The organism is Haemophilus influenzae (assembly GCF_003494325.1).
Taxonomy (GTDB): Bacteria; Pseudomonadota; Gammaproteobacteria; order Enterobacterales; family Pasteurellaceae; genus Haemophilus; species Haemophilus influenzae_I.
This window is the reverse complement of sequence record NZ_QQIK01000006.1, coordinates 1-24,316: the sequence shown is the minus strand read 5'-3', so window position 1 is coordinate 24,316 and position 24,316 is coordinate 1. Positions and strand designations below refer to the sequence as shown.

Annotated in this window: 20 protein-coding genes, 9 tRNA genes and 1 rRNA gene; 15 read left to right on the top strand and 15 right to left on the bottom strand. The window is 37.4% G+C overall.

Going from position 1 to position 24,316, the window contains the following annotated elements; all coding sequences use genetic code 11:
• The first annotated feature begins 130 nt into the window (after positions 1-130).
• Positions 131-1,276, top strand: a complete 1,146-nt coding sequence (nagA, locus tag DV356_RS08845; RefSeq protein WP_112109978.1) for an N-acetylglucosamine-6-phosphate deacetylase — start codon at positions 131-133, stop codon at positions 1,274-1,276.
• Positions 1,277-1,488: 212 nt separating this feature from the next.
• Here the strand turns inward: nagA and DV356_RS08840 are convergent, their stop codons facing one another.
• Positions 1,489-2,628, bottom strand: coding sequence for a porin (locus DV356_RS08840; protein WP_118806853.1), 1,140 nt, complete (start codon positions 2,626-2,628; stop codon positions 1,489-1,491).
• Positions 2,629-2,898: 270 nt separating this feature from the next.
• Entirely contained in the window at positions 2,899-3,363 is a 465-nt protein-coding gene (rnhA, locus tag DV356_RS08835) for a ribonuclease HI (protein WP_118806852.1), read from the bottom strand.
• A 60-nt stretch (positions 3,364-3,423) separates the two neighbouring features.
• Here rnhA and dnaQ point away from each other — a divergent pair, with 60 nt between their 5' ends.
• The 4 genes from dnaQ (at position 3,424) to der (ending at position 6,388) form a co-directional block, all read left to right on the top strand.
• Complete coding sequence (gene dnaQ, locus DV356_RS08830) at positions 3,424-4,194, top strand: DNA polymerase III subunit epsilon (protein WP_020910001.1); 771 nt, start codon at positions 3,424-3,426, stop codon at positions 4,192-4,194.
• A gap of 87 nt (positions 4,195-4,281) precedes the next feature.
• A tRNA-Asp gene (locus DV356_RS08825) sits at positions 4,282-4,358 on the top strand.
• 23 nt (positions 4,359-4,381) lie between these two features.
• Positions 4,382-4,458 (top strand) — tRNA-Asp (locus tag DV356_RS08820).
• A 418-nt stretch (positions 4,459-4,876) separates the two neighbouring features.
• Positions 4,877-6,388, top strand: coding sequence for a ribosome biogenesis GTPase Der (gene der, locus DV356_RS08815; protein WP_118806851.1), 1,512 nt, complete (start codon positions 4,877-4,879; stop codon positions 6,386-6,388).
• Between the two features lie 79 nt (positions 6,389-6,467).
• Here der and DV356_RS08810 read toward each other — a convergent pair whose 3' ends face one another.
• The 5 genes from DV356_RS08810 to DV356_RS08790 all read right to left on the bottom strand — a co-directional run bounded on the left by DV356_RS08810 (position 6,468) and on the right by DV356_RS08790 (position 11,611).
• On the bottom strand, positions 6,468-7,658 hold the full coding sequence (locus DV356_RS08810) for a sugar transporter (RefSeq protein ID WP_118806850.1): 1,191 nt from the start codon (positions 7,656-7,658) through the stop codon (positions 6,468-6,470).
• Positions 7,658-8,833 (bottom strand): AsmA family protein, encoded by a 1,176-nt coding sequence (locus DV356_RS08805; protein WP_118806849.1) that lies wholly within the window; start codon positions 8,831-8,833, stop codon positions 7,658-7,660. Before DV356_RS08805 ends, DV356_RS08810 begins: the two co-directional genes overlap by 1 nt.
• Positions 8,834-8,836: 3 nt before the next feature.
• Positions 8,837-9,424: a dCTP deaminase gene (gene dcd / locus DV356_RS08800; RefSeq protein WP_005660907.1), complete on the bottom strand. Its 588-nt coding sequence runs from the start codon at positions 9,422-9,424 to the stop codon at positions 8,837-8,839.
• An 8-nt stretch (positions 9,425-9,432) separates the two neighbouring features.
• Positions 9,433-10,074: a uridine kinase gene (gene udk / locus DV356_RS08795; protein WP_005658079.1), complete on the bottom strand. Its 642-nt coding sequence runs from the start codon at positions 10,072-10,074 to the stop codon at positions 9,433-9,435.
• 220 nt (positions 10,075-10,294) lie between these two features.
• Positions 10,295-11,611, bottom strand: a complete 1,317-nt coding sequence (locus DV356_RS08790) for an NCS2 family permease (RefSeq protein WP_118806848.1) — start codon at positions 11,609-11,611, stop codon at positions 10,295-10,297.
• A gap of 233 nt (positions 11,612-11,844) precedes the next feature.
• Here DV356_RS08790 and DV356_RS08785 point away from each other — a divergent pair, with 233 nt between their 5' ends.
• Positions 11,845-12,375 carry an inorganic diphosphatase gene (locus DV356_RS08785; protein ID WP_005630160.1) on the top strand — a complete coding sequence of 177 codons (531 nt, stop codon included), beginning with the start codon at positions 11,845-11,847 and terminating at the stop codon, positions 12,373-12,375.
• 119 nt (positions 12,376-12,494) lie between these two features.
• On the opposite strand, the gene DV356_RS08780 is transcribed toward DV356_RS08785, so the two are convergent.
• The 5 genes from DV356_RS08780 to DV356_RS08760 all read right to left on the bottom strand — a co-directional run bounded on the left by DV356_RS08780 (position 12,495) and on the right by DV356_RS08760 (position 14,203).
• A tRNA-Lys gene (locus tag DV356_RS08780) sits at positions 12,495-12,570 on the bottom strand.
• Between the two features lie 50 nt (positions 12,571-12,620).
• Positions 12,621-12,707, bottom strand: a tRNA-Leu gene (locus DV356_RS08775).
• A gap of 4 nt (positions 12,708-12,711) precedes the next feature.
• A tRNA-Gly gene (locus DV356_RS08770) sits at positions 12,712-12,787 on the bottom strand.
• Between the two features lie 155 nt (positions 12,788-12,942).
• Positions 12,943-13,500: a CDP-diacylglycerol--glycerol-3-phosphate 3-phosphatidyltransferase gene (pgsA, locus tag DV356_RS08765; RefSeq protein WP_005649617.1), complete on the bottom strand. Its 558-nt coding sequence runs from the start codon at positions 13,498-13,500 to the stop codon at positions 12,943-12,945.
• A gap of 100 nt (positions 13,501-13,600) precedes the next feature.
• The gene (locus tag DV356_RS08760; RefSeq protein ID WP_005649619.1) at positions 13,601-14,203 is read right to left on the bottom strand and encodes a peroxiredoxin C; all 603 of its coding nucleotides are present in this window, start codon (positions 14,201-14,203) and stop codon (positions 13,601-13,603) included.
• A 136-nt stretch (positions 14,204-14,339) separates the two neighbouring features.
• Here DV356_RS08760 and metC point away from each other — a divergent pair, with 136 nt between their 5' ends.
• The 3 genes from metC to DV356_RS08745 all read left to right on the top strand — a co-directional run bounded on the left by metC (position 14,340) and on the right by DV356_RS08745 (position 17,985).
• Positions 14,340-15,527: a cystathionine beta-lyase gene (metC, locus tag DV356_RS08755; protein WP_040035245.1), complete on the top strand. Its 1,188-nt coding sequence runs from the start codon at positions 14,340-14,342 to the stop codon at positions 15,525-15,527.
• Between the two features lie 477 nt (positions 15,528-16,004).
• Positions 16,005-17,366: a UDP-N-acetylmuramate:L-alanyl-gamma-D-glutamyl-meso-diaminopimelate ligase gene (gene mpl, locus DV356_RS08750; RefSeq protein WP_118806847.1), complete on the top strand. Its 1,362-nt coding sequence runs from the start codon at positions 16,005-16,007 to the stop codon at positions 17,364-17,366.
• Positions 17,367-17,478: 112 nt separating this feature from the next.
• Entirely contained in the window at positions 17,479-17,985 is a 507-nt protein-coding gene (locus tag DV356_RS08745) for a DUF2301 domain-containing membrane protein (protein ID WP_005653606.1), read from the top strand.
• A gap of 49 nt (positions 17,986-18,034) precedes the next feature.
• On the opposite strand, the gene znuA is transcribed toward DV356_RS08745, so the two are convergent.
• The 3 genes from znuA to mltA form a co-directional block, all read right to left on the bottom strand.
• Positions 18,035-19,042 (bottom strand): zinc ABC transporter substrate-binding protein ZnuA, encoded by a 1,008-nt coding sequence (gene znuA, locus DV356_RS08740; protein WP_118806846.1) that lies wholly within the window; start codon positions 19,040-19,042, stop codon positions 18,035-18,037.
• Between the two features lie 177 nt (positions 19,043-19,219).
• Complete coding sequence (gene tcdA / locus DV356_RS08735) at positions 19,220-19,990, bottom strand: tRNA cyclic N6-threonylcarbamoyladenosine(37) synthase TcdA (RefSeq protein ID WP_005668509.1); 771 nt, start codon at positions 19,988-19,990, stop codon at positions 19,220-19,222.
• Positions 19,990-21,099 carry a murein transglycosylase A gene (gene mltA / locus DV356_RS08730; RefSeq protein WP_118781188.1) on the bottom strand — a complete coding sequence of 370 codons (1,110 nt, stop codon included), beginning with the start codon at positions 21,097-21,099 and terminating at the stop codon, positions 19,990-19,992. Before mltA ends, tcdA begins: the two co-directional genes overlap by 1 nt.
• A 187-nt stretch (positions 21,100-21,286) precedes the next feature.
• Here mltA and DV356_RS08725 point away from each other — a divergent pair.
• From DV356_RS08725 to DV356_RS08700, 6 genes are all read left to right on the top strand, one after another.
• Positions 21,287-21,363, top strand: a tRNA-Met gene (locus DV356_RS08725).
• A gap of 130 nt (positions 21,364-21,493) precedes the next feature.
• Positions 21,494-23,629 carry a bifunctional 23S rRNA (guanine(2069)-N(7))-methyltransferase RlmK/23S rRNA (guanine(2445)-N(2))-methyltransferase RlmL gene (rlmKL, locus tag DV356_RS08720; RefSeq protein ID WP_118781189.1) on the top strand — a complete coding sequence of 712 codons (2,136 nt, stop codon included), beginning with the start codon at positions 21,494-21,496 and terminating at the stop codon, positions 23,627-23,629.
• 148 nt (positions 23,630-23,777) lie between these two features.
• Positions 23,778-23,854: transfer RNA gene (locus tag DV356_RS08715), tRNA-Arg, on the top strand.
• A gap of 26 nt (positions 23,855-23,880) precedes the next feature.
• Positions 23,881-23,956 (top strand) — tRNA-His (locus DV356_RS08710).
• Positions 23,957-23,977: 21 nt separating this feature from the next.
• Positions 23,978-24,054: transfer RNA gene (locus tag DV356_RS08705), tRNA-Pro, on the top strand.
• 175 nt (positions 24,055-24,229) lie between these two features.
• Positions 24,230-24,316: ribosomal RNA gene (locus tag DV356_RS08700) — 16S ribosomal RNA — on the top strand; the annotation flags it as partial.

The following is a 24,316-nucleotide window of genomic DNA, read 5'->3' as shown; positions in this document are numbered from 1 at the left end:
ATTCTTCATCTTTATGTAGGGGCGAATTACATTCGCCCTATAATCACAAACAATCATAGGGCAAATTGTCCTTACGTTTAAGAGCAATATAGTTGCTATGTTAAACTGATGTTGATATTAGGAACAGAATATGAAATACGCATTAATTAATTGTGTAATTTACACAAAATATGATGTTTTACGTGATTTTGCTGTAATTATTAACGGTGAAATTATTGAAGCGGTAGTTCCCCAAGCTGAATTAGAAACAGGTATCAAAACCATTGATTTACAAGGTAATAATTTAACTGCTGGTTTTATTGATCTGCAATTAAATGGCTGTGGTGGCGTGATGTTTAACGACCAAACCAGCGTTGAAACCTTGGAAATTATGCAGGAAACTAACTTAAAATCAGGTTGTACAAGTTTCCTTCCCACTTTTATTACCGCGCCTGATGAAAATATAAAAAGTGCGGTAAAAATTATGCGTGAATATTTAAACAAGCATAAAAACCAAGCACTTGGTTTACATATTGAAGGGCCTTATCTCAGCATTGAGAAAAAAGGCGTACACCGTCCCGAATATATTCGTGAAATTACGCCTGAAATGAAAGATTTCCTCTGTGAAAATGGTGATGTCATTACAAAAATCACCATTGCCGCAGAAAACCCAACTATTAACTATACGCCTGATTTTGTGAAAGCGGGCATTATTGTCTCTGTAGGCCATTCTAATGCCACTTATGAAGTGGCTAAAGCCGCATTCCACAAAGGTGCAACTTTTGCAACCCACTTACATAATGCAATGTCGCCAATTAGTTCTGGACGTGCAATGGGCGTAGTGGGTGCAGTATTAGATTCTGATGTTTACACTGGCATTATCGTCGATGGGGTGCATATCAATTACGGCAATGTTCGCATTGATAAAAAAATCAAAGGCGACAAACTTTGTATTGTGACTGACTCTATTGCAGCGGCAGGCGCACCGCCAGAACTAGAAAGTTTTACCTTTGTGGGAAAAACAATTTATATCAAAGAAGGGCGTTGCTATGATGCGAATGGCACAATTGCAGGGGCATCAATCACAATGATGGAATCTATTAAAAATGCGGTAGAATATGTTGAAATTCCTCTTGCGGAAGCCATTAGAATGAGTAACCTTTACCCTGCTCGTGCAATTGGTGTAGATGATCGTTTAGGTTCGGTAGAAAAAGGTAAGATAGCGAACTTAGCCGTGTTTACGCCAAATTACCAAGTAATCGGCACAGTAGTAAACGGAAAGTGGAAAGAGAATTAATAGTAAACACTTAAATAGTTAATTGATTAAAAATCTGTGATATATATCACAGATTTTTTATTAATATTTTGTTACTTATAAAATAGCCTAAATATTTATACACTTTTAACTTAATCATTTTTTAACTTAATCATTTTTTAACTTGATTTTTTTAAGCAAACAAAAAAGCGAATCTTTCGATTCGCTTTTTAAGTATTCATTCTAACAAATAATTAGAAGTAAACGCGTAAACCTACACCCACTGATTTTTCTTTTCCAGTTTTTTCGGTTTTACCTTTATCATTTGTTTTAGTTCTCGCGTAAGCACCTTCAATATAGGTTAATACTTGTTTGTGAAGTTTATGATCTACACCGAATAATACTGCTTGTTCATGTGTTCTTTTACCTTCATCTGAAGAAGTGCGTTCATATTTGAAGTTGCCATAGACATTAGTATCTTCCATTAATTCATATTGGAAACCTGGAGATACGAAATAGCGTTTTTCGTCGTATGCTGGGTGTGTTACTGCTGGTCTTGTTGTTGTTGTTGTTGTTGTTGTATGGTTTTTAGTTTTTGCATAGCCACTATCTAGCGACACTAATAAGCCTAAATCACTAAAATGATAGCCTAAAGTTGAAAGCACACCCTCTACTTGTTCTTTTCTACTTGAAATTAAGCGAAGGTTACCTGTAGCATTTTCTCTATAATTTGTACGACCATAAGCAATACCTGCAATAATGTTGTTTGCATCATATTTTGCACCAACCTGAACGCCATTGCTGATTGTTTGTGGATAAACTTCTCCTGCCTTATTAGCAATAATCCCTTGATCATTATGAAGGCGCTGTTGTGCTAATAAATAATTAGCACCTAATACTAAACCATCGATACCTTTAAAAGTATAGCCAACGGTATTACCATTAGTACGAACATATTTGCTATTGTTGAGAACACCATATTCTTTATCTTCTGCGCTTGTGATGCCATCAGCAATAGTTTTCGCACGACCAAGTTTTACTTCACCGAATGCTTTATTTCCTAAAGTAACATAAGCATATTTGGTTGTAATATCACCGAAGTGATCTGCATTGTCTTGAGTGCCTTCTGTAACTAAACGAGTTTCTAAATAACCTTGTGCATAGAAACCATCACCGAAGTTATGCGTTGCTTTAATGTGGAAACGTGACCCTTGATTGCGTAATGCACCGTGTTGCTGTTTTTGATCATCTACAGTGTTACTACTTTGTTCTGCGATAACGCTTAAACGACCACCTAATTCTACGTTAGTCCCTTCGTTGTTATAAACAACAGCCGCGTTTGCTGCTGAAGCTGCGAATGCACCAACGATTAATGCTGCAAGTGTTTTTTTCATAATTTGTATTCCTTATGGTTGTTACTATCTATGATTGAACTTTTTTCCAATAGAATTGTCTAATCACCAAACAAAATAGGCGAGCGACGTGCTGCATCTTCGCAAAAAAAATTTTTTATGTCAATACTCCAAAATTTTAATTTTCTTGAAATCTCATCGAGATCACACTTTTTAAATAAATTTGATTGTTTTTTGTTCTTTTTTAGGTTTAAGTATTACCTATAAATATTTTTAGGTATTGGGGAATAGAATAGTATGCCACCTTCTATATTATTCTTCCATGTAGCCAATATCTTCCAATGTCGGATTTTCTGCCCCTTTTTTTGCTAATTCATCGCAAATTTCATTTTCTCTGTGTCCTGCATGACCTTTTACCCATTGCCAATTAATTTTATGACGTTGGATGGATTCATCTAAGGCTATCCATAAATCTTGGTTTTTTACAGGCTTTCCAGAACTTGCTTTCCAATTATTTTTTTTCCAGTTAAAGATCCATTTTGTTATGCCATTTTTCATATATTGGCTATCACTATAAAGCGTGATCAAGCAAGGTTCTTTTAATGTATTTAATGCTTCAATGACAGCGCGTAATTCCATTCGATTATTGGTGGTTTTGAAATAGCCTTTGGAGAGCATTTTTTCATGCTGTTTATAACGCAATACGGCACCAATTCCGCCCACCCCTGGATTACCTAAGCAAGATCCATCAGTAAAAATTTCAATCTGTTTTTGCATAACAAAAAGGTTGTTGTGTAGAATGGCAGGTATTTTAATGGAAAGAGATAGGTTGAACAAATGATTAATCCCAATCGCCAAATTGTGTTAGATACTGAAACTACAGGTATGAGTCAGCTCGGTGCACATTATGAAGGACACTGCATTATTGAAATTGGTGCAGTTGAATTAATAAATCGTCGTTACACAGGTAATAATTTCCATATTTATATTAAGCCAGATCGCCCCGTTGATCCTGATGCGATTAAAGTTCATGGTATTACTGATGAAATGTTAGCGGATAAACCTGAATTCAAAGAGGTTGCCCAAGATTTTTTGGATTATATTAATGGTGCGGAATTGCTTATTCACAATGCCCCCTTTGACGTTGGATTTATGGATTATGAATTTCGTAAACTTAACCTCAATGTGAAAACTGACGATATTTGTTTGGTGACAGATACGCTACAAATGGCGCGTCAGATGTATCCTGGAAAACGCAATAATTTGGACGCACTTTGTGATCGTTTAGGTATTGATAATAGCAAACGTACTTTGCACGGTGCGTTACTGGATGCCGAGATCTTGGCGGATGTTTATTTGATGATGACGGGGGGGCAAACAAATTTATTCGATGAAGAAGAATCTGTTGAGTCTGAAGTTATCCGTGTTGTGCAAGAAAAAGCGGCGGAAGAAATAAAAAGTGCGGTAGATTTTTCGCACAATTTAAAATTACTTCAACCTACTAATGATGAGTTACAAGCGCATTTAGAATTATTAAAGATGCTTAATAAAAAAAGTGGAAATAATTGCCTTTGGGATAAACGCTTTGGCAATAATAATGTGCATTAATCGTTTGGAATTTAAGCAGGTAAGTAAAATTTAATAAAAAAAGATTGACGAGATTTGTGTTCATCATTAAGATACGCAGCACTTAGCGGAGTGGTAGTTCAGCTGGTTAGAATACCTGCCTGTCACGCAGGGGGTCGCGGGTTCGAGTCCCGTCCATTCCGCCAATTTAAAATTAATATCTTATCTCGGAGTGGTAGTTCAGCTGGTTAGAATACCTGCCTGTCACGCAGGGGGTCGCGGGTTCGAGTCCCGTCCATTCCGCCAATTAAGATAAATAAAGATAGCACCTAAGGGTGCTTTTTTTGTATCTGAAATTTATTCATCCTTGACAAAAATAAAGTAAACTTTTAAGATTTGAAGAACTAGGGAGCTGCTACTCCCTAGTATGTTGTCTTATTAGTAAGCGGTCTGGCTCACTAACAATAAAATGACAACAAGGATAATGAGTTTAATCATTTTCTTATCCTCTTCAAACGTTGCGAAAAAGCGCAACACTCGCTTTCAAGCTGGATTCTTGAAAGCGAGATTATTATAACGTTAAGTTATAGATAAATAAACAGTATTTAGAAAGCCATAGGATTGTATCCTGTGGCTTTTTCTTTTCCTTGTTGAAATCATTTTTTACCAATCCTTTAACTTCCGATATAATAGCCGCCATTTTTGACAAAATAAGAGATTTTTTATGGCAACTCCAGTCGTCGCCCTTGTTGGTCGCCCGAATGTGGGAAAATCCACATTATTTAATCGCCTTACTCGTACGAGAGATGCGTTAGTCGCTGATTTTCCAGGTTTAACTCGTGATAGAAAATATGGTCACGCACATATTGCTGGCTATGATTTTATTGTTATTGATACTGGCGGTATTGATGGAACGGAAGAGGGCGTAGAAGAAAAAATGGCGGAGCAATCTTTGCTTGCTATTGATGAAGCGGATATTGTTCTTTTCCTTGTGGATGCTAGAGCAGGTTTAACGGTAGCAGATATTGGTATTGCGAATTATTTACGCCAACGTCAAAACAAAACGACGATTGTGGTGGCAAATAAAACCGATGGTATTGATGCGGATTCTCATTGTGCTGAATTTTATCAGTTAGGTTTAGGGGAAATTGAGCAAATCGCAGCCTCACAAGGTCGTGGGGTAACTCAGTTAATGGAACAAGTACTTGCGCCTTTTGCGGAAAAAATGGAAAACGCCGATGAAAATGACCGCACTTCTGAGGAAGAACAAGACGAATGGGAACAAGAATTCGATTTTGATTCAGAAGAAGATACGGCATTAATTGATGAGGCTTTAGAGGAATCGGAAGAAGAACAAGATAAAAATATTAAGATTGCCATTGTTGGTCGTCCAAATGTGGGTAAATCTACTTTAACCAATCGTATTTTAGGCGAAGATCGTGTAGTGGTTTTTGATATGCCAGGTACGACACGCGATAGTATTTATATTCCAATGGAGCGTGATGGACAGCAATATACCTTGATTGATACGGCTGGTGTGCGTAAGCGTGGTAAAGTGCATTTGGCAGTGGAAAAATTCTCTGTGATTAAAACCTTACAAGCGATTCAAGATGCTAATGTTGTATTGCTGACTATTGATGCGAGAGAGAACATTTCTGATCAGGATTTATCTTTGCTCGGCTTTATTTTAAATGCAGGGCGTTCTTTGGTGATCGTCGTGAATAAATGGGATGGCTTAGATCAAGATGTGAAAGATCGTGTGAAATCTGAACTTGATCGTCGTTTAGATTTTATTGATTTTGCACGCGTGCATTTTATTTCAGCCTTGCACGGAAGTGGTGTGGGTAATCTTTTTGATTCGATTAAAGAAGCCTATGCTTGTGCCACTCAAAAAATGACGACTTCGCTTTTAACTCGTATTTTGCAAATGGCAACGGATGAGCACCAACCGCCGATGATTGGCGGTCGTCGCATTAAATTAAAATATGCTCACCCAGGTGGTTACAATCCGCCGATTATAGTAGTTCACGGTAACCAAATGGATAAACTACCAGATTCTTATAAACGTTATTTATCTAATTATTATCGTAAGAGCTTAAAAATTATTGGCTCACCCATTCGTCTGCTTTTCCAAGAAGGGGCTAACCCATTTGCAGGACGCAAAAATAAACTCACTCCGAACCAATTGCGTAAACGTAAACGTTTGATGAAGTTTATTAAGAAAGCAAAACGTTAAACGCAAGATAAATAAAACTTAGCAAGATTTAACCGCACTTTTAAAACTCTTTTTGGAGAACTAAAGTGCGGTTATTTTTTTATTTGTTTTGCAGAAGAAAGGTATGGCGATATTTTAAGTGCGTTGTAATAAAAATGATGAAACCGATTAAACCTAATGCTGCACCCGTATAACCAATTTCATTTAATCCTAAATAGGTTGTCGCAAGGTTTCCAAATAATGCGCCTGCGCCAATTCCTGCATTGAAAATGCCCGAGTAAATAGCTGTGGCAACATCGGTTGCATCTGGCGCAAGTTTTAGTACGCGCATTTGTAGAGAGAGTCCGATACAAGAAATGCCAATCCCCCAAATAAATACAAGACTGAACATTGCTATCATTGCTTCAGTTGAAAATAACAGGAGCAATAGAGAGAACATTAATAAACTCATCGAAACAACAATAAATTTTGTGGGAGCAAATCGGTAGAGTCTGTTAAATAATAGACTTGCGGCAATACCTGAGAAACCAAAAACTAATAATACAGCCGTGGCAAAATTTGGATCTAAATGCCCGACATCAATCATGAATGGTTCGATATAAGTATAAGCAGTAAAGTGTGCTGAAATGACGATTGCCGTTGTTACATAAAGCCAAAGTAATAATGGGCGTTTCGCAAGCAAGGGTAAACTTGCAATAGAGCCAGCATTTTTACTGGGTAAATTTGGCAATAATCGAATAATTAAAAACATAATGGATAATGCCAGTATCGCAATAACGCCAAAAGTAACTCGCCAACCGACAAGCTGTCCGACGATTCTTCCAATCGGTAAGCCTAAGATGGTGGCAAGTGCGGTGCCAATAGCGAGCATTCCTAATGCTTGAGTTTTCTTGTGTTTAGGTGAGATGCGCATCACAAGTGAGGCAGTAATTGACCAAAACACTGAATGGGCTAATGCAATACATATTCGAGCGAGAAGTAATATCCAGAAATTCCATGCAATGACCGATAAAATATGCCCAACAATAAATATAATGAAAAGTTTAATAAGCAGACTTTTACGTTCCATATTGCCCGTGGCAAGCATGGCTGGTAAAGACATAATTAGCACCGTCCAAGCATAAACTGTCATCATTAAACCAGTATCAGCGGTTTGCATATCAAAACTTTGTGCAATATCGCTTAACATTGCAACGGGTACAAATTCTGTAGTATTAAAAATAAATCCTGCGCAAGCCATAATAAGCACGCGCCATGATTGGATTTTTTCAGCTTTTAAATATAACGACATTAACGTAACTTTTCTTTAATCGCATCAATTAATTGATGGCGGAATTTCTTCGTAAAATTAATTTTGTATTGTGGAGAATTGCAGTTACCAAAAAAATTGATTGGCAGGGTTAAATTTTGATAGCGTTGATCCGTAGAATTTACATTAATATCCACATTGCATTCCATTCGATTTAAATCAATGATGCCTTTTCCTTGCCCCAAAAGTGCGGGCGTTTTTAATTCGATTTTTTCAGCAATGAGTTGATTTTGTTGGAGAAATAATTGTAAGTAAAATTGTTCAAAGCGAGTGTTTAACTCTTTGTTTTGTAACAAATCATTGTTGTAATTAATCGGGAAATATTGTGCTACCATATCCAATAGATTCACACCAAGAATTTCGCCATTTTGCGCTAAAAAATTTAATTTGCCTTGAATAAGCGAGGAAGATGAAAAGCTGAAATCAAGATCAAAATCGGCGTGTCCACTTAACATTTCTGGTAAATTTAACAGTGCGAATAATTGTTGAACAGGGAAATATTTACTCGAAAAATTTACCGCACTTTGGTTGCCAATTTGTTGATATTTCAATACGGCTAAACAATTGTTATCGCATTGTGGTTTTATATAAGTCACTATTTGTTGGTGGGCTGTGTGGCTTTCAATATAACCGATAGGCTGATTATTTAGGTTTGCATCTACAAATTGAAGCACGGCTGATTCTGATGTTGAGAAGTCTAAATTCGCTTTATGGAAAGAAAAATGGAAAGTTTTTGTTTTTCCATAAATAGGTTTATTAAATTCAATGCGAATATGGTTTTCGCCATTTAATATTACTTTTTTTGATAAAAGCTGTTTTAATGAAAAAGGCGAAACCTCTATCGATACATTGGCAGGATTTTGTGTGTTTTGAGTTAATTTGAGCTGTTGAATATTCAGTGAATGAAGTGCTGCGTTTCCATACAAAAGAGGCAAAAAACTAAATTTAGCTTCAATTTTTTGAGCTGAAAATTGCGTAGTTTTTAGATTTTCAAGGGAAAGTGCGGGAGAAAATAATGATAAATTGATTGACTGAACGGCAATGTTTTGTTGTGCCAGTTGTTCATTAATAGCACTTTGCACGCGGTAAAGTTGAATATATAAAAAAGAAAAGATCGCCAAAGCGACGATCCCTACGATAAGTGCGAACTTTTTCATCGATTATTCCTTGTCTTCGTCAATACGACTGGCTACTGCACTTTGTTGATTTTTATATTTTGCATCTTTGCGGCTGCTGTATGGTCGTTTTGCTTCGCCACTTAATACTTCAAAACTTAACGCACCAATTACCATATTTGGGCGTAATGCTAAGGGTAATTTCCCTGAATTATAAAATTCCAGCACGATTTTTCCTTCCCAACCTGGATCAATACGGTGTGCGGTGACGTGTACCATTAAGCCTAAACGGGCTAAAGAAGAACGGCCATCTAACCAACCGATAATATTGGCTGGCAATTTCACGGATTCAAGCGTGGTTGCTAAGGCTAAAGTACCAGGATGTAAGAAAAATGCTTCCCCCTCTGGAATAATAATTTCATCGCTCATTACTGATTCAAGCTGGGCGGATACTTCTTCTTTCGGGCCACTTAAATCAATGAAAGGTGCAGAGTGTTCACGAAATACACGGAAAGAATTCCCCAAGCGAACATCAATTGTCGCACCGTTGATTTTGTCATTATTTGGACGTGGTGTTAAAGAAATAATGCCATCATCGAGATAGCGTTCAATATCAGTATCGCAAAGACGCATAAGATTTCCTATTTTTGATTCAATAAATGAAGAATTTGAGCTTTTAACATATTGATCGCAATGCGATTTTTACCACCGCGAGGAATAACAATATCCGCATATTGTTTAGACGGCTCAATAAATTGTAAGAACATCGGACGCACAGTTGCACGATATTGATCAATCACTGATTGTAGAGAGCGACCACGTTCTTCCATATCGCGTTGTAAACGGCGGATGAAACAAATATCAAGTGGTGTGTCTACGAATACAGAAATATCGGCTAATTGGCGTACTCTTTCGTCTGTGAGCAATAAAATCCCTTCTAAAATTACGATTCGTTTTGGTGTGAAATGCGTTGTTTCGTTGGTGCGAGTATGTTCTACATAGCTATAAACAGGCACATCTACTGCACTGCCATTTTTTAGATTTTTTAAATGTTGGATAAGTAAATCGCGATCCATAGAGCTTGGATGATCGTAATTCGTTTTTACGCGCTCAGTCATTTCTAAATGACTTTGATCTTTATAGTAACTGTCTTCAGTAATAATACCAATTTCTTGGCAGCCTAATTCATTACAGAGCTCTTTGTGAACAGTGGAAGCGATAGAACTTTTGCCTGATGCAGATGCACCTGTGATGGCGATGATGATACAAGAGGGATTTGACATAATCGTGTTTCGATGTAAGGAAAATTCTTGCAATTATAAAGAAAAGTGCGGTGAATTTCACGTTTATTTTTTCACTTGAATTTTAAAAACTGTGAACTTCATCACGGTATTTTCTTATTGAAGAAAGAGTAATCCAAGTATAAAAAAGTGCGGTGAAATTTCACCGCGCTTTTGTGATTAAAATTAAGGGGAAGGCTTTTCCCTTTTCTTATTTCTGTTACTAAATCGCCCAACCGCCTGCATAGAATGCAACAAGTACGATTGCAATAATCACAGTACCTATATTTAAGCGTTTAATATCGCCGCTCACTATTCTTCCAATTACTAATGCCGCAAAACCTAACATAATGCCTGTTACGATGTTAGCGGTAAGTACGATAAACACTGCGCAGATTAATCCGCTCATCGCTCCAACGAAATCATCGAAATCTAATTTGCTTACATTGCTTAACATTAATAAACCAACATACATTAATGCTGGAGCAGTTGCGTAGCCTGGCACTAAGAAAGCTAATGGTTGGAAGAAAAGCATTAATAGGAATAACACCCCAACAACGATAGCAGTAATACCTGTTTTACCGCCTGCTGCTGTCCCTGCTGCTGACTCAATATAAACGGCAGCTGGTGCTGTACCGAATAAGCCTGAGAATAAGCTACTGATTGAATCTGAAGTTAAGGCTTTACCGCCATTGATAATTTGACCGTCTTTATCAAGCAAGTCTGCTTGACCTGCAACTGCACGAATTGTACCAGTCGCATCAAATACGGCAGTCATCACGAGAGCAAATACCACAGGCAAGATTGCAGGTTGTAGTGCACCCATAAAGTCTAATTGTAAGAAGAGAGAATTTTCACCAAAGGTTGGCATTTTGAAAATCTCTCCGCCAAATTTTACATTTGGATCAAAAATTAAACCTACGATAGTAATAGCGATAATTACCCATAAAATGCCGCCTTTAATTTTCATTTTTTCAAGGCCGATAATGAACGCTAAGCCAATTAAGGACATCATGACTGGGAATGAGGTGAAATCGCCTAATTTTACTGGTAAGCCAGCTTGGTTGCTGACGACTAAACCAACACCGTTTGCGGCAATTAAAAGTAAAAAGAGTCCGATACCAATGCCTGCTCCGTGAGCGATATTGGATGGTAAATTACGCAAGATCCATGCACGGATACCTGTGGTAGAAATTAAGGTAAACACAACCCCCATTAAGAATACTGCGCCTAGCGCAACGGGAATGGCGACTTTTTGACCAATCACTAAGCTAAATGCTGTAAAAGCAGTAAGAGAAATTGCACAACCAATTGCCATTGGTGCATTTGCCCATAAGCCGATTAAGATAGAGCCTAATCCTGCAACTAAACAGGTGGCAATAAAGACAGATTCCGCAGGAAAACCTGCAGCACCCAGCATATTGGGTACCACGATGACAGAATAAACCATTGCTAAGAACGTGGTTAAACCCGCGATAATTTCTTGACGAACAGTTGAACCACGTTGTTTGAGCTCAAATGTTTTTTCTAAAGTTGGCATAGTGTTCCTTGAAGTTAAGTAAAAAATTGGAAGTAATAAGGTGCGCTATTTTACATCATAAAAATGATAAGTAAACGTTTGCGTGAGTTTTATTTAGGATAAAGTGCGGTCAAAATTATGAATAGTTATGAAATAATCTATTTGCTGATTTTCTCTACAAATGAGACTGCGAGTTCGCAGAAAAACTGCTATACTTGTCGCGTTTTTTAACTTGATAAAATGAAGGAAACAAAATGGCTGATTTTAATCAAATTTTAACGCCAGGCGATGTAGATGCTGGCATTATCAATGTAGTAAATGAAATTCCAGAAGGTAGCTGCCATAAAATCGAATGGAACCGTAAAGTTGCGGCATTCCAGTTAGATCGTGTTGAGCCAGCAATTTTTGCAAAACCAACTAACTATGGTTTCATTCCACAAACTTTAGATGAAGATGGCGATGAGTTAGATGTGTTATTAATCACTCGCCAACCATTAGCAACAGGTGTATTCCTTGAGGCTAAAGTAATTGGTGTCATGAAATTTGTTGATGATGGCGAAGTGGATGATAAAATCGTTTGTGTTCCTGCAGATGATCGTGATACAGGCAATGCTTACAATTCATTAGCAGATTTACCAGCAAACTTAATTAAACAAATTGAGTTCCATTTCAATAACTATAAAGCGCTTAAGAAACCTGGCTCAACGAAAGTAACTCATTGGGGCGATGTAGAAGAAGCGAAAGAAGTGATTCGTGAGTCTATTAAACGTTGGAATGAGCGTTAATTAATTAAAGACGTTTGATTGTAAAAGTCCCTGATTCTTTGAGTCGGGGATTTTTTATATGAGTTTCAGAGATTTAGATAATAAAAAAACACCTTTCGGTGCTTACTTTATTTTTAAAGTGGTGGGTCGTGAAGGATTCGAACCTTCGACCAACGGATTAAAAGTCCGCTGCTCTACCGACTGAGCTAACGACCCAATTAGATGATTTTAAAATAAATTTTCAAATCTTTTGATTGGTGTTTAAATGGTGCCCGAAGCCAGACTTGAACTGGCACGCCTCGAAAGGCGAGGGATTTTAAATCCCTTGTGTCTACCGATTCCACCACTCGGGCAAATTGGAGCGGGAAACGAGGCTCGAACTCGCGACCCCGACCTTGGCAAGGTCGTGCTCTACCAACTGAGCTATTCCCGCATTTATCACTAATCAGCACTGCTGCGTGACAACGGGGCGTATTTTACGGATTTATATATTGCTGTCAAACGAAAAAAATAAAAAATATTTTATTTGATTAAAAATAACTCAAATATAGATGGTTATCATAAAAAATAACTGTGTTTTATTTAAATTTATAATTGAATATTATCTAGCAAGCTTCCTTTTGCTACTTGTAAATATTGGATCATTGACCATATAGTTAAAATAGCGGCGATATAAAGTAAGATAATTGCTGCTATTTCCATATAGTTGTTATAACGCCATAATAATCCGCCTAGTGCTAACATTTGCGCTGTGGTTTTCCATTTTCCCCACCAAGAGACTGCGACTTTGCTACGTTCCCCAAGCTCTGCCATCCATTCACGTAATGCGGAGATGATAATTTCACGAGAAATCATAATAATGGCAGGAATGGTTATCCAAAATGTATGTTGATGTTCGACAATTAAAACTAGTGCAGCCACTACCATTACTTTATCAGCAACAGGATCAAGAAATGCACCAAAGCGCGTGGTCTGTTTCCATTTACGAGCTAGATAGCCATCTAGCCAGTCAGTGACACCTGCAATAAAAAAAATGAGCGTTGTGATGAAAGGAGATGATTCAATGGGTAAATAAAATGCAATCACGAAAAAAGGAATCAAAATGACTCGAAAGATCGTTAGGAAAATAGGAATATTAAATTTCATAGAAATGAACCGCTCTTGGTGTTAGAGATATGCCTATTCTAAAGTATCTAAGAATATAAAAAAAGCCACATTATGTGGCTTTCTTGTAAATAATTACGGATTAAAGTTTATCAGCGTTTTGTTTTAAGTATTTTGCAACACCTTCAGGGTTATCTTTCATCCCTTCTTTACCTTTTTCCCATTGAGCAGGGCAAACTTCACCGTGATCTTCATGGAATTGTAATGCATCAACCATACGTAACATTTCATCGATATTACGACCTAATGGAAGATCGTTTACTACTTGGTGACGAACAACGCCATTTTTGTCGATTAAGAATGAAGCGCGTAATGCAACGCCTGCTTCTGGATGTTCAATACCGTATGCTTGAGCAATTTCGTGTTTTACGTCTGCCGCTAATGCATATTTAACTTGACCGATACCACCATTTTCAGTTGGGGTGTTACGCCATGCATTGTGAGTGAATTGAGAGTCGATAGAAACACCAACTACTTCTACTCCACGTTTTTTGAATTCTTCATAACGGTGGTCAAATGCGATTAACTCAGAAGGGCAAACAAAGGTAAAGTCTAATGGGTAGAAAAAGATTACTGCAGCTTTTCCAGCAATGTGTTTTTTAAAGTTGAAGTTATCAACGATTTCGCCATTGCTTAATACAGCAGATGAAGTAAAATCTGGTGCTTGACGGGTTACTAATACCATAGTCATAATTCCTATATAAAGTTAAGTTAAAGTTTTGCCACACAAAATAGCGGTGCGATTCTATTTGAAACGCCGACATTTTATACTCGATTTTATCTATTAAAGCAATTAATCTTATCTAAAATAAGGTGGAAATATGCAACAACACAATCTCTCAACAACATTTGTCCATGCAGGGCGTCAAAAACGTTTTTCACAAGGATCGGTAAACCCTGTTTTACAGCGAGCTTCTTCATTACTATTTGACAGTATTGAAGATAAAAAACACGCTACTCAACGTAGAGCAAAAGGCGAATTATTTTATGGCAGAAGAGGGACGCTAACACATTTTGCTTTACAAGATTTAATGTGCGAAATGGAGGGGGGGGCAGGTTGTTATCTTTATCCTTGTGGTACAGCAGCAGTCACTAATTCGATTCTTTCTTTTGTTAAAACTGGCGACCATGTGTTAATGAGTGGCGCAGCTTACGAGCCAACCCAAAATTTCTGTAATATTGTGCTGAAAAAAATGCAGATCGATATAACTTATTACGATCCTCTTATTGGTGCAGATATTGCAACGCTTATTCAACCGAATACAAAAGTACTTTTCTTAGAAGCACCGAGTTCTATTACAATGGAAATTCCCGATATTCCGACTATTGTGAAGGCTGCAAGAAAGGTGAACCCTAATATTGTGATTATGATTGATAATACTTGGTCGGCTGGTGTTCTATTTAAAGCGTTAGAGCATGATATTGATATTTCTATTCAGGCGGGTACGAAATATTTAGTGGGTCATTCAGATATTATGATTGGTACTGCCGTTGCGAATGCGCGAACTTGGGATCAACTTAGAGAACATTCCTATTTAATGGGGCAAATGGTTGATGCAGATTCTGCTTATACGACTGCTCGTGGTATCCGTACATTGGGGGTACGATTAAAACAACATCAGGAAAGCGGTATTAAAGTGGCAAAATGGTTGAGTGAGCAACCAGAAGTAAAAACTGTGTATCATCCAGCTTTACCAAGTTGCCCTGGTCATGAATTCTTTTTACGTGATTTTAGTGGAAGCAGTGGTTTATTTTCTTTTGAATTAACCCAGCGATTAACTTCAGAGCAAGTATCAAATTTTATGGATCATTTTCAACTGTTCGCTATGGCTTATTCATGGGGAGGATTTGAGTCGCTAATTCTTTGTAATCAACCAGAAGAAATTGCACATATTCGTCCAAATATTAAACGTAATCTTACAGGTTCATTAATTCGTGTGCATATTGGTTTTGAAAATGTGGATGAACTAATTGCAGATTTGAAAGCTGGTTTTGAGCGAATTGCTTAAAAGTGCGGATAAAAAAATGCCTGTTTTACACAGGCATTTTTTATAGGATTATTTTTGTTCTGAAACTAAACCAATTTGGGTACCGTCAGCAAAATGAATTGAAGTCCCAATAATATCGACTTGAATACTTTTTCCTTGTTGTAAGTGAGGACGAATTTGAGAAAGCACGGCTTCTTCATCGGTTGATAAGGTAACGACTTCATTTGCTTTTGGTGCAACTGTTTTTCCAAATTGTAATGCAGGAAGATTTGCTACATAGAACGGCTGATTATTTTCTTTGTAAATAGTGAGCCATTGTGCTTCTGAAATTGCTTTATCGCTTAAATTTCATTGTTTATTCCTATTGAAGTGGTTAAATAACAGTTCAGTGGCGTTAATTATAGATCATATAGTTTGGTATGGCAGTCTTTTCTTTTGAAAGTTCATAGAAGTTGTTTTATCATATTTTTCGTTTTCCTTAATCAATAGAGAAATACAATGAAACATATTCATATCTTAGGTATTTGTGGCACATTTATGGGTGGTGTGGCGATGATTGCTAAACAAATGGGCTATCACGTAACGGGTTCCGATACTAATGTTTACCCTCCAATGAGCACTTTTTTAGAAGAGCAAGGTATCGAGATTATTCCAAATTATGATGTTGCACAATTACAACCTGCGCCTGATATGGTAATTGTTGGTAATGCGATGAAACGTGGTAATCCTTGCGTAGAATATGTGTTGGAAAATAATTTGAAATATACATCTGGTCCTCAATGGTTACATGATCATTTATTGCGAGATCGTTGGGTATTGGCGGTTTCAGGTACGCATGGAAAAACAACGACAACAGGTATGCTAACGTGGATCTTAGAACAAAATGGCTTAAAACCAGGTTTTTTAATCGGAGGAATTGCGGGTAATTTTGGCATTTCAGCTCGTTTAGGAGATAGCCCTTATTTTGTTATTGAAGCTGATGAATATGATACAGCTTTCTTTGATAAACGTTCGAAATTTGTCCATTACAATCCTCGTACACTTATCGTAAATAACATTAGTTTTGACCATGCAGATATTTTTGATGATCTCAAAGCGATCCAACGCCAATTTCATCATATGATTCGAACTATCCCAGCCAGTGGCTTGGTATTAAGTTCGGCGAGTGAACAAAGTGCAAAAGAAACTTTGGCATTGGGATGTTGGTCTCAACAGCAATTTTTAGGCAAAGATAACGAGTGGTTTGCTGAACGTATTACAAATGATGCTTCACATTTTGCTGTCTTCCATCATGGAGAAAAAGTGGCAGAAGTAAAATGGAATGTAGTCGGACAACATAATATGCATAATGCGTTAATGGCGATCGCTGCGGCTCATCATACTGGCGTTGCTATTGAAGATGCGTGCAAAGCGTTGGGATCTTTTGTGAATGCTAAACGTCGTTTAGAAGTGAAAGGCGAAGTTAATAGCATTACAGTTTATGATGATTTTGCTCATCATCCAGAAGCTATTCTTGCTACGCTAACCGCTTTACGAGATAAAGTGGGTGGTGGTGTGCGAATTCTTGCAGTGCTTGAACCTCGTTCTAACACAATGAAAATGGGTGTTGATAAAGATGACATCGCGCCTGCACTTGGCCGAGCTGATGCCGTGTTTATGCTTCAACCTGAACAACTTTCTTGGGAAGTGGCAGATATTGCAAACCAATGTGTACAACCTGCTTATTGGAATGCAAATTTAGATCGATTAGTGGATATGATTGTTGCAGAGGCTCAACCTACGGATCATATTTTAGTGATGTCTAACGGCAGTTTTGGTGGCATTCATCAAAAAATTCTTGATAAGCTAAAACTGAAATAATAAAAGTGCGGTTAATTTAGAACGTGTTTTTAAATTGACTGTACTTTTTATTTCTGACTTTTAGGCTATATTTATTTTTAATTTGTAATTCATAAAAAGGAACATTTATACAATGGCTGATCCACATATTAAATCACCGATGGATTTTTTAGATTATCTGACTGTTATTATTTACCGCACTGGTTTTGTGATAGCTGCGTTGGCTGTTCTTACCGTAAGCTGGTATCCAGATTTATCACTCACGTTTATATTAATTGCGGCAACCTGTTGTGCCTCTTCGTTACACATTTACTTAAAATCTTTTCGATTGCTTTTTCAATTTGCTACTTGGATAGGATTACTTTTTTATATTAATCATTATCCTGCGTTGGCTCTTGGCGGTGCGTTACTTACTTTAGGCGGTTTGTGTTTTAAAGAATATTTTTGTTTCCGCGTGCCTTTGCTAAATTTACAGCCGATATTTGTGGCTTGCTTGTGGTTTTCGTGGGTGTTAAATAATCTTATTGCACTACGCATTTTTTCTATTATTTCTGGCGTATTGCTTTTAGTTTTAGCGATACAAAAATGGCGAATGCCTTTGCATTTTGATATTGGAGATAAAACTAAATATCAAATTTAGAAAAGAAAATGACCGCACTTTTATGTGCGGTCATTGTTTTTAGAAAGATTTATTTAGCTAAACATTCCATATAGCTATCTGCAGTAGATTGCAAGAATGTTGCATAAGAATTTTTACCTAAAGTAACTTTATCGCCAATTGGGTCGAGTTGTCCTACATTGACTTTAGTATTTTTCGCTAAAGACTCAATCACTTTTGGCGTAAATTGAGGCTCTGCGAATAAGCAATTTACTTTATGTTCATCAATTTCTTCTTTAATGTGCGCTAAAGTTTTTGCACCCGGTGCTACTAATGGATTGATGGTAAAGTAACCCGTTTGTTTTAACCCATAAGCATCGTTGAAATAACCATAAGCATCGTGGAAAACGTAGAAACCTTTGTCTTTAACATTTGCAAGTTGTGCCGTAATTTTTTCACTTTGTTCTGCCAAAGTGCGGTTAAAATCTGAAAGATTTTGTGCAATTAACGCTTTTTTATCTGGGAATTGTGCAGTTAATTTATCCGCTACTTTTTGTGCAACAATTTTGCTGATAGCTGGAGAATACCAAACGTGCCAGTTTGTTGTTAAACCCTCGTGATGATCGTGATCATGATGTTCGTGATCGTGTTTATGCTCGTGTTTATGCTCGTGTTTATGATCATGTTTATGATCATGTTTGTGTTCGTGCTTATGGTCATGATCATGATCGCCATCTTCATGGAAATGCTCATGGTGAGCTTTACTTAATAAAGGTTTTACATCCGCAAGATCGGCAATGGTAATCACTTTTTTACGTTCAATTTGGCTAATTGGTTTGTCTAAGAATGAATCAATGTCTTCACCAATCCATACAACTAAATCTGCAGATTTTACTTTTTGAATATCAGATAATTTCAAATTGTAATCATGCGGAGAGGCACCTGCAGGAACAAGGACTTGTGTACCAGTTACGCCATCTGCAATAGATGAAACAATAAAGCCTAAAGGTTTTACTGATGCTAATACATCGGCATTCGCCATCATTGGCACACTTAAAAGTGCGGCAGAAATGGCACTAATTTTTAAAAGTTTTTTCATATTTATGTTTCCTTACTTGTTGGTAGTAATTCTCAAAGGGAAAAAAGAGTACGCCTTTTTATATAAATTGCAACGATTTTATAGTAAAAAGAGGGAAAATTTTTCATTTTCAAAGTCAATAGGTTTCATTCAATAAAAAATGCACATTTATGGTCAATGTGCATTTTCAAGAGGTGATTAAGATTTTTTCTTTAGTAATTTATCTATTACACGAGAAACGGCAAAAAAACCAAAGGTTGCCGTAATCATTGTGGCTGCGCCAAATCCGTTTGCGCAATTCATTGTGGCAGAAGTAGAACAGCCTTCAGTCATTTGTGGGAATATTAAAGGTTGTGTTGAAAATACCGCATCGATACTAAATTTACGCTTTGGATTTTGGCTAAAATTGTAATCCTTGCGTAAAACTGACCGCACTTTGGCGAGCAGCGGATCCTGAATGGTTTTACTGAGATCGGCAATTTGAATTTGGGTTGGATCAGTTTGACCGCCAGCACCACCAATAGTAATCACATTAATTTTGTTACGTTTACAATAAGCAATCAGCGACGCTTTAGTTTTCACATTGTCAATGGCATCAATCACATAGTCATAGCCTCGATTGAGATAATCCGATTGATTCTCTGGCGAGATAAAATCATCAATAATATTGACGGTACATTCTGGGTTAATTAATTTTACTCGCTCTGACATGACTTCAGTTTTTAATTTGCCGATTGTGCCGCTCATCGCAGGAAGTTGGCGATTGATATTTGTGACGCAAATATCATCCATATCAATTAATGTGAGTTCGCAAATACCTGAACGTGCTAAGGCCTCCACGACCCAAGAACCCACGCCACCAATGCCTATTACGCAAATATGCGCTTGGCGTAAGCGTGCTAAGCCATCAGGCGTATAAAGTCGCCCAATGCCACCAAAGCGTTGTTCGTAATTATCTATTCTAGCCATTACCGTAATACCCATACTCTACCGTAGTGTTTTGAAAGCCCTGCAATATGTCCTGCTCTAGCACCGATACCACGATATAAGTCAAAGTGATGACCTTTCACTGCACCGCCTACATCAAGTGCAACCATTAAGTGTAATTTGTGTGTGCCAATCCAGTTTCCGTTATTATCAATGTCGGGTACTTCGACTAAAAGCACAGAACCAGACGGGATAATATTGCGATCTGATGCCACTGAAGCCATTGCTACAAGAGGAACGCCCGCAGAGCCTTTCACTTTGCCACTTGGATCATTTTTAAAGAATACATAAGCTTCATTGCGTTCTAACAAGCTTTGTACACGAGAGGGATTACGATTACCCCATTCTCGAATTGCTTGAATAGACATTTTTTCTTTTGGAATTTCGCCATCTTCTACTAATAAACGCCCGATAGCCGTGTAAGGGTAACCATTTTGTCCTGCGTAAGCAAAATAGTTAAGATTGCCATCGCCAAAATCTACATAGCCACTGCCTTGTACACCAAGTAAAAAGTTTTCTAACATTGAATCGCTATATGCTAACTCTAATCTTTTTCCCGCTAATGCTCCCGCATAAATTTGTGCTCGACTTAGACGTTTTTTTACAGGCATACGATAAATTGGATTTTTAAATTGACCTTGTGGGGAATGACGAGCATAAAGTATAGGCGAATAATAGCCTGTCATCAGCACATTTTGAAATCCATCAAAGCCACGCATAATTTGCGGTTGGATATTAAATTGAGTGAGTTCATTAATATTTGCCCCAGAAAGAACCCAATTTGTAATCTTTTCATAATTATCGTAAAAATTGGTGGAAAGTTTACTTGAATAATTTTTTATATTGGAAAGCTGTGTTAAAAAATCGCCTTGATTTATTACCGCACTTTGGTTTTCTATATAGGAAACAGGCACAAGAGCAGTTTGCTGATAAGTTCGATTGGTATATTTTGCACCGAATTGTTGAGGATCACTCCCATTTGGGGTGGTTGGAATCTGAGTGTTTTTTGTGTTAGAGGTACAAGCTACCAAAAGTGCGGTAATAATTGAGATAGAAAAAGTTTTGAACCAGAAAGGTTTAAGCATCGACATTTTTTAATTCTAAAGTAAGCTACAATAGGGCTGCATACGCTATCAAAATTTACTGAAAACAACCAGTGTTATTTAGCGAAGTTGATTAATAAAACCACATATTGAACATTTTATTAACAAACAATACGTCAAGTTTTGTTTAATTCTTGCAATTCAATTTTAAGCGAGTATAGTACGCCCCATCAGACGCGGGGTGGAGCAGCTTGGTAGCTCGTCGGGCTCATAACCCGAAGGCCGTCGGTTCAAATCCGGCCCCCGCAACCAACAAATTCTAAAGCCCTGATTTAAGAAAATCAGGGCTTTTCTTTTTACAGTTTAACTCGCTATGATGATCTCAATTAGATCATCTTTTTCTATGCTATAATCCCTCAAAATTTTCAAAATCGGTACCTAAATGAAACAATTATTTGCAACGACTTCTCGTGGCTTTGAAGAATTATTAAAAGTTGAACTCACTGAACTTGGCGCGCAAGAGGCAAAAGTGGTTCAAGGTGGCGTTCATTATCAAGCTGATGACGAAACTTTATACCGTACTTTGCTTTGGTCACGCCTTGCTTCACGCATTTTATTTCCTTTGATTGAAACCAAAATTTACAGTGATTTGGATCTTTATGCGGCTGTTTCAGGCTTTAATTGGTTAGCGCAATTTGATGAACGAGTTACATTCTTTGTCGATTTTAATGGAACCAACCAAGAAATTCGTCATACTCAATTTGGTGCGATGCGCGTTAAAGATGGAATTGTCGATTACTTTGAACGTCAAGGTAAAGCTCGTCCTGATGTAGATAAAATTCAGCCAGACGTACGTATCCATGCTTATTTGAATCGTGAAAATTTAGTGATTTCTTTAGATTTAAGTGGGGAAGCATTACATTTGCGAGGCTATCGTGAAGATGCAGGTCAAGCACCTTTACGTGAAACTCTAGCGGCGGCAATTGTTATGCGTTCAGGTTGGCAAGCGGGTTCTCCATTAGTAGATCCAATGTGTGGTTCTGGAACGCTTTTAATTGAGGCGGCACAAATTGAAGCTAAAATTGCACCGCAACTTTATCGTTTACATTGGGGATTTGATTTTTGGAAAGCGTATAATCAATCGGCTTGGGAAAAAGTAAAAAATGAAGCGATTGAATTAGCAGAGGAAAAACAACGTGAAATTCAACCGCACTTTTATGGATTTGACCTCGATCACCGCGTATTAAAAAAGGCGCAGAAAAATGCACAAAATGCAGGTGTTTCACATTTAATTAAATGGCAGCAAGCTGATGTGGCAGCGTTAAAAAATCCTCGTTTAAATGAAGTCGGTACGGTTATCTGTAATCCACCTTATGGGGAACGTTTAGGAACAACCCCAGCTTTAATCGCGCTCTATTCTGTATTTGGGCAAAGACTTAAAAAAGAATTTTGCGGTTGGAATGTTTCTGTTTTTAGTAGCGAATCCACATTGCTTGATTGTTTGAGAATGCGTGCCAGCCGACAGTTTAAAGCAAAAAATGGCCCACTAGATTGTGTGCAAAAGAATTATCAAGTTTCAGAACGAAAATCTGACGCAATTACAGATGAAAAGGAATTAGAATTTAACCGCACTTCGGAGGTCGCCCCCGATTTTGCTAATCGATTACAAAAAAATATTAAGAAAATTAGCAAATGGGCAAAGCAACAAGAATTAGACGCTTATCGTTTATATGATGCTGATTTGCCTGAATATAATTTAGCTGTTGATCGTTATGCAGATTACATTGTTGTGCAAGAGTATGCAGCACCGAAAAATATTGATGAAAACAAAGCTCGTCAGCGTTTGTTAGATGCCGTTACTGCAACTTTGCAAGTGACAGGTGTGGAAACGAATAAGTTGATCCTCAAAGTTCGTCAGAAACAAAAAGGTACAAATCAATATGAGAAGTTAGCCAATAAAGGCGAATACTTTTATGTGAATGAATATGGCGCGCAACTTTGGGTAAATTTGACAGATTATTTAGACACTGGATTATTCTTAGATCACCGTTTAACAAGAAAAATGATTGGTGAGTTGGCAAAGGGTAAAGATTTCTTGAACTTATTTGCTTATACAGGTTCTGCCACTGTTCATGCAGCACTTGGTGGCGCTAAATCGACAACTACAGTTGATATGTCAAATACTTATCTTAATTGGGCGGAGCAAAATCTTATTTTGAATGATATTGAAGGTAAACAACATAAATTAATTCAAGCAGATTGCCTTCAATGGTTAGAAAAATGTGATCGTCAATTTGATTTGATATTTGTGGATCCACCGACGTTTTCGAATTCTAAACGTATGGAAGAGAGTTGGGATGTTCAACGAGATCATGTGAAATTGATGAGCAACCTAAAACGAGTTTTGTCGAATAATGGCACAATTGTTTTTTCGAATAATAAACGTGGATTCAAAATGAATTTAGTTGCGTTGGAAGAATTAGGCTTAAGTGCGGTAGAAATTTCGCATAAAACCTTACCGCTAGATTTTGAACGTAATAAACAAATTCATAATTGTTGGATGATTCAACATATATAATGATTCGCCAAGTTGTAAAAATAGTCGAAAAAATAGTGCATTTTAAACAAACTGAATAAAAAACTATCGCGCAAACATTTTTTTTCAAAAAGTGCTAGACAAGGTTTTATTAAATCATTAATATACGCCTCCGCAACGACGCAGTAACGCGTTCGTAGCTCAGTTGGATAGAGCGTTGGCCTCCGGAGCCAAAGGTCGCAAGTTCGAATCTTGTCGAGCGCGCCAGGTCAATGCAATAACAACTTTTAATGGTGGCTATAGCTCAGTTGGTAGAGCCCTGGATTGTGATTCCAGTTGTCGTGGGTTCGAATCCCATTAGCCACCCCATCTTATCTTTATAAGATCTGACGGCGAGTAGCGCAGCTTGGTAGCGCAACTGGTTTGGGACCAGTGGGTCGTAGGTTCAAATCCTATCTCGCCGACCACTTTATTTTGCTCTTTAACAATATATCAGACAATCTGTGTGGGCACTTGTTGATTGACTTGTTTTAAAAATATTTTAATTTTGAAGTCTTAATAGGTGCTTAACTGAAAATTCATTATTACTTTTTTAAGTAGTATTTTATTTATAGCTAAGCAGTTTATTGAGCGATTGAACTTGAATTGAAGAGTTTGATCATGGCTCAGATTGAACGCTGGCGGCAGGCTTAACACATGCAAGTCGAACGGTAGCAGGAGAAAGCTTGC

Excerpts from the sequence above, each read along its gene's own strand:
- tcdA (WP_005668509.1), bottom strand. The coding sequence starts at position 19,990 with ATGGCTAGAATAGATAATTACGAACAACGCTTTGGTGGCATTGGGCGA.
- nagA (WP_112109978.1), top strand. The coding sequence starts at position 131 with ATGAAATACGCATTAATTAATTGTGTAATTTACACAAAATATGATGTT.
- DV356_RS08745 (WP_005653606.1), top strand. The coding sequence starts at position 17,479 with ATGGCTGATCCACATATTAAATCACCGATGGATTTTTTAGATTATCTG.
- DV356_RS08840 (WP_118806853.1), bottom strand. The coding sequence starts at position 2,628 with ATGAAAAAAACACTTGCAGCATTAATCGTTGGTGCATTCGCAGCTTCA.
- der (WP_118806851.1), top strand. The coding sequence starts at position 4,877 with ATGGCAACTCCAGTCGTCGCCCTTGTTGGTCGCCCGAATGTGGGAAAA.
- DV356_RS08790 (WP_118806848.1), bottom strand. The coding sequence starts at position 11,611 with ATGCCAACTTTAGAAAAAACATTTGAGCTCAAACAACGTGGTTCAACT.
- rlmKL (WP_118781189.1), top strand. The coding sequence starts at position 21,494 with ATGAAACAATTATTTGCAACGACTTCTCGTGGCTTTGAAGAATTATTA.
- DV356_RS08785 (WP_005630160.1), top strand. The coding sequence starts at position 11,845 with ATGGCTGATTTTAATCAAATTTTAACGCCAGGCGATGTAGATGCTGGC.
- udk (WP_005658079.1), bottom strand. The coding sequence starts at position 10,074 with ATGTCAAATCCCTCTTGTATCATCATCGCCATCACAGGTGCATCTGCA.
- DV356_RS08810 (WP_118806850.1), bottom strand. The coding sequence starts at position 7,658 with ATGTCGTTATATTTAAAAGCTGAAAAAATCCAATCATGGCGCGTGCTT.
- rnhA (WP_118806852.1), bottom strand. The coding sequence starts at position 3,363 with ATGCAAAAACAGATTGAAATTTTTACTGATGGATCTTGCTTAGGTAAT.
- pgsA (WP_005649617.1), bottom strand. The coding sequence starts at position 13,500 with ATGAAATTTAATATTCCTATTTTCCTAACGATCTTTCGAGTCATTTTG.
- DV356_RS08805 (WP_118806849.1), bottom strand. The coding sequence starts at position 8,833 with ATGAAAAAGTTCGCACTTATCGTAGGGATCGTCGCTTTGGCGATCTTT.
- mpl (WP_118806847.1), top strand. The coding sequence starts at position 16,005 with ATGAAACATATTCATATCTTAGGTATTTGTGGCACATTTATGGGTGGT.
- znuA (WP_118806846.1), bottom strand. The coding sequence starts at position 19,042 with ATGAAAAAACTTTTAAAAATTAGTGCCATTTCTGCCGCACTTTTAAGT.
- DV356_RS08760 (WP_005649619.1), bottom strand. The coding sequence starts at position 14,203 with ATGGTATTAGTAACCCGTCAAGCACCAGATTTTACTTCATCTGCTGTA.
- mltA (WP_118781188.1), bottom strand. The coding sequence starts at position 21,099 with ATGTCGATGCTTAAACCTTTCTGGTTCAAAACTTTTTCTATCTCAATT.
- dnaQ (WP_020910001.1), top strand. The coding sequence starts at position 3,424 with ATGATTAATCCCAATCGCCAAATTGTGTTAGATACTGAAACTACAGGT.
- dcd (WP_005660907.1), bottom strand. The coding sequence starts at position 9,424 with ATGCGTCTTTGCGATACTGATATTGAACGCTATCTCGATGATGGCATT.
- metC (WP_040035245.1), top strand. The coding sequence starts at position 14,340 with ATGCAACAACACAATCTCTCAACAACATTTGTCCATGCAGGGCGTCAA.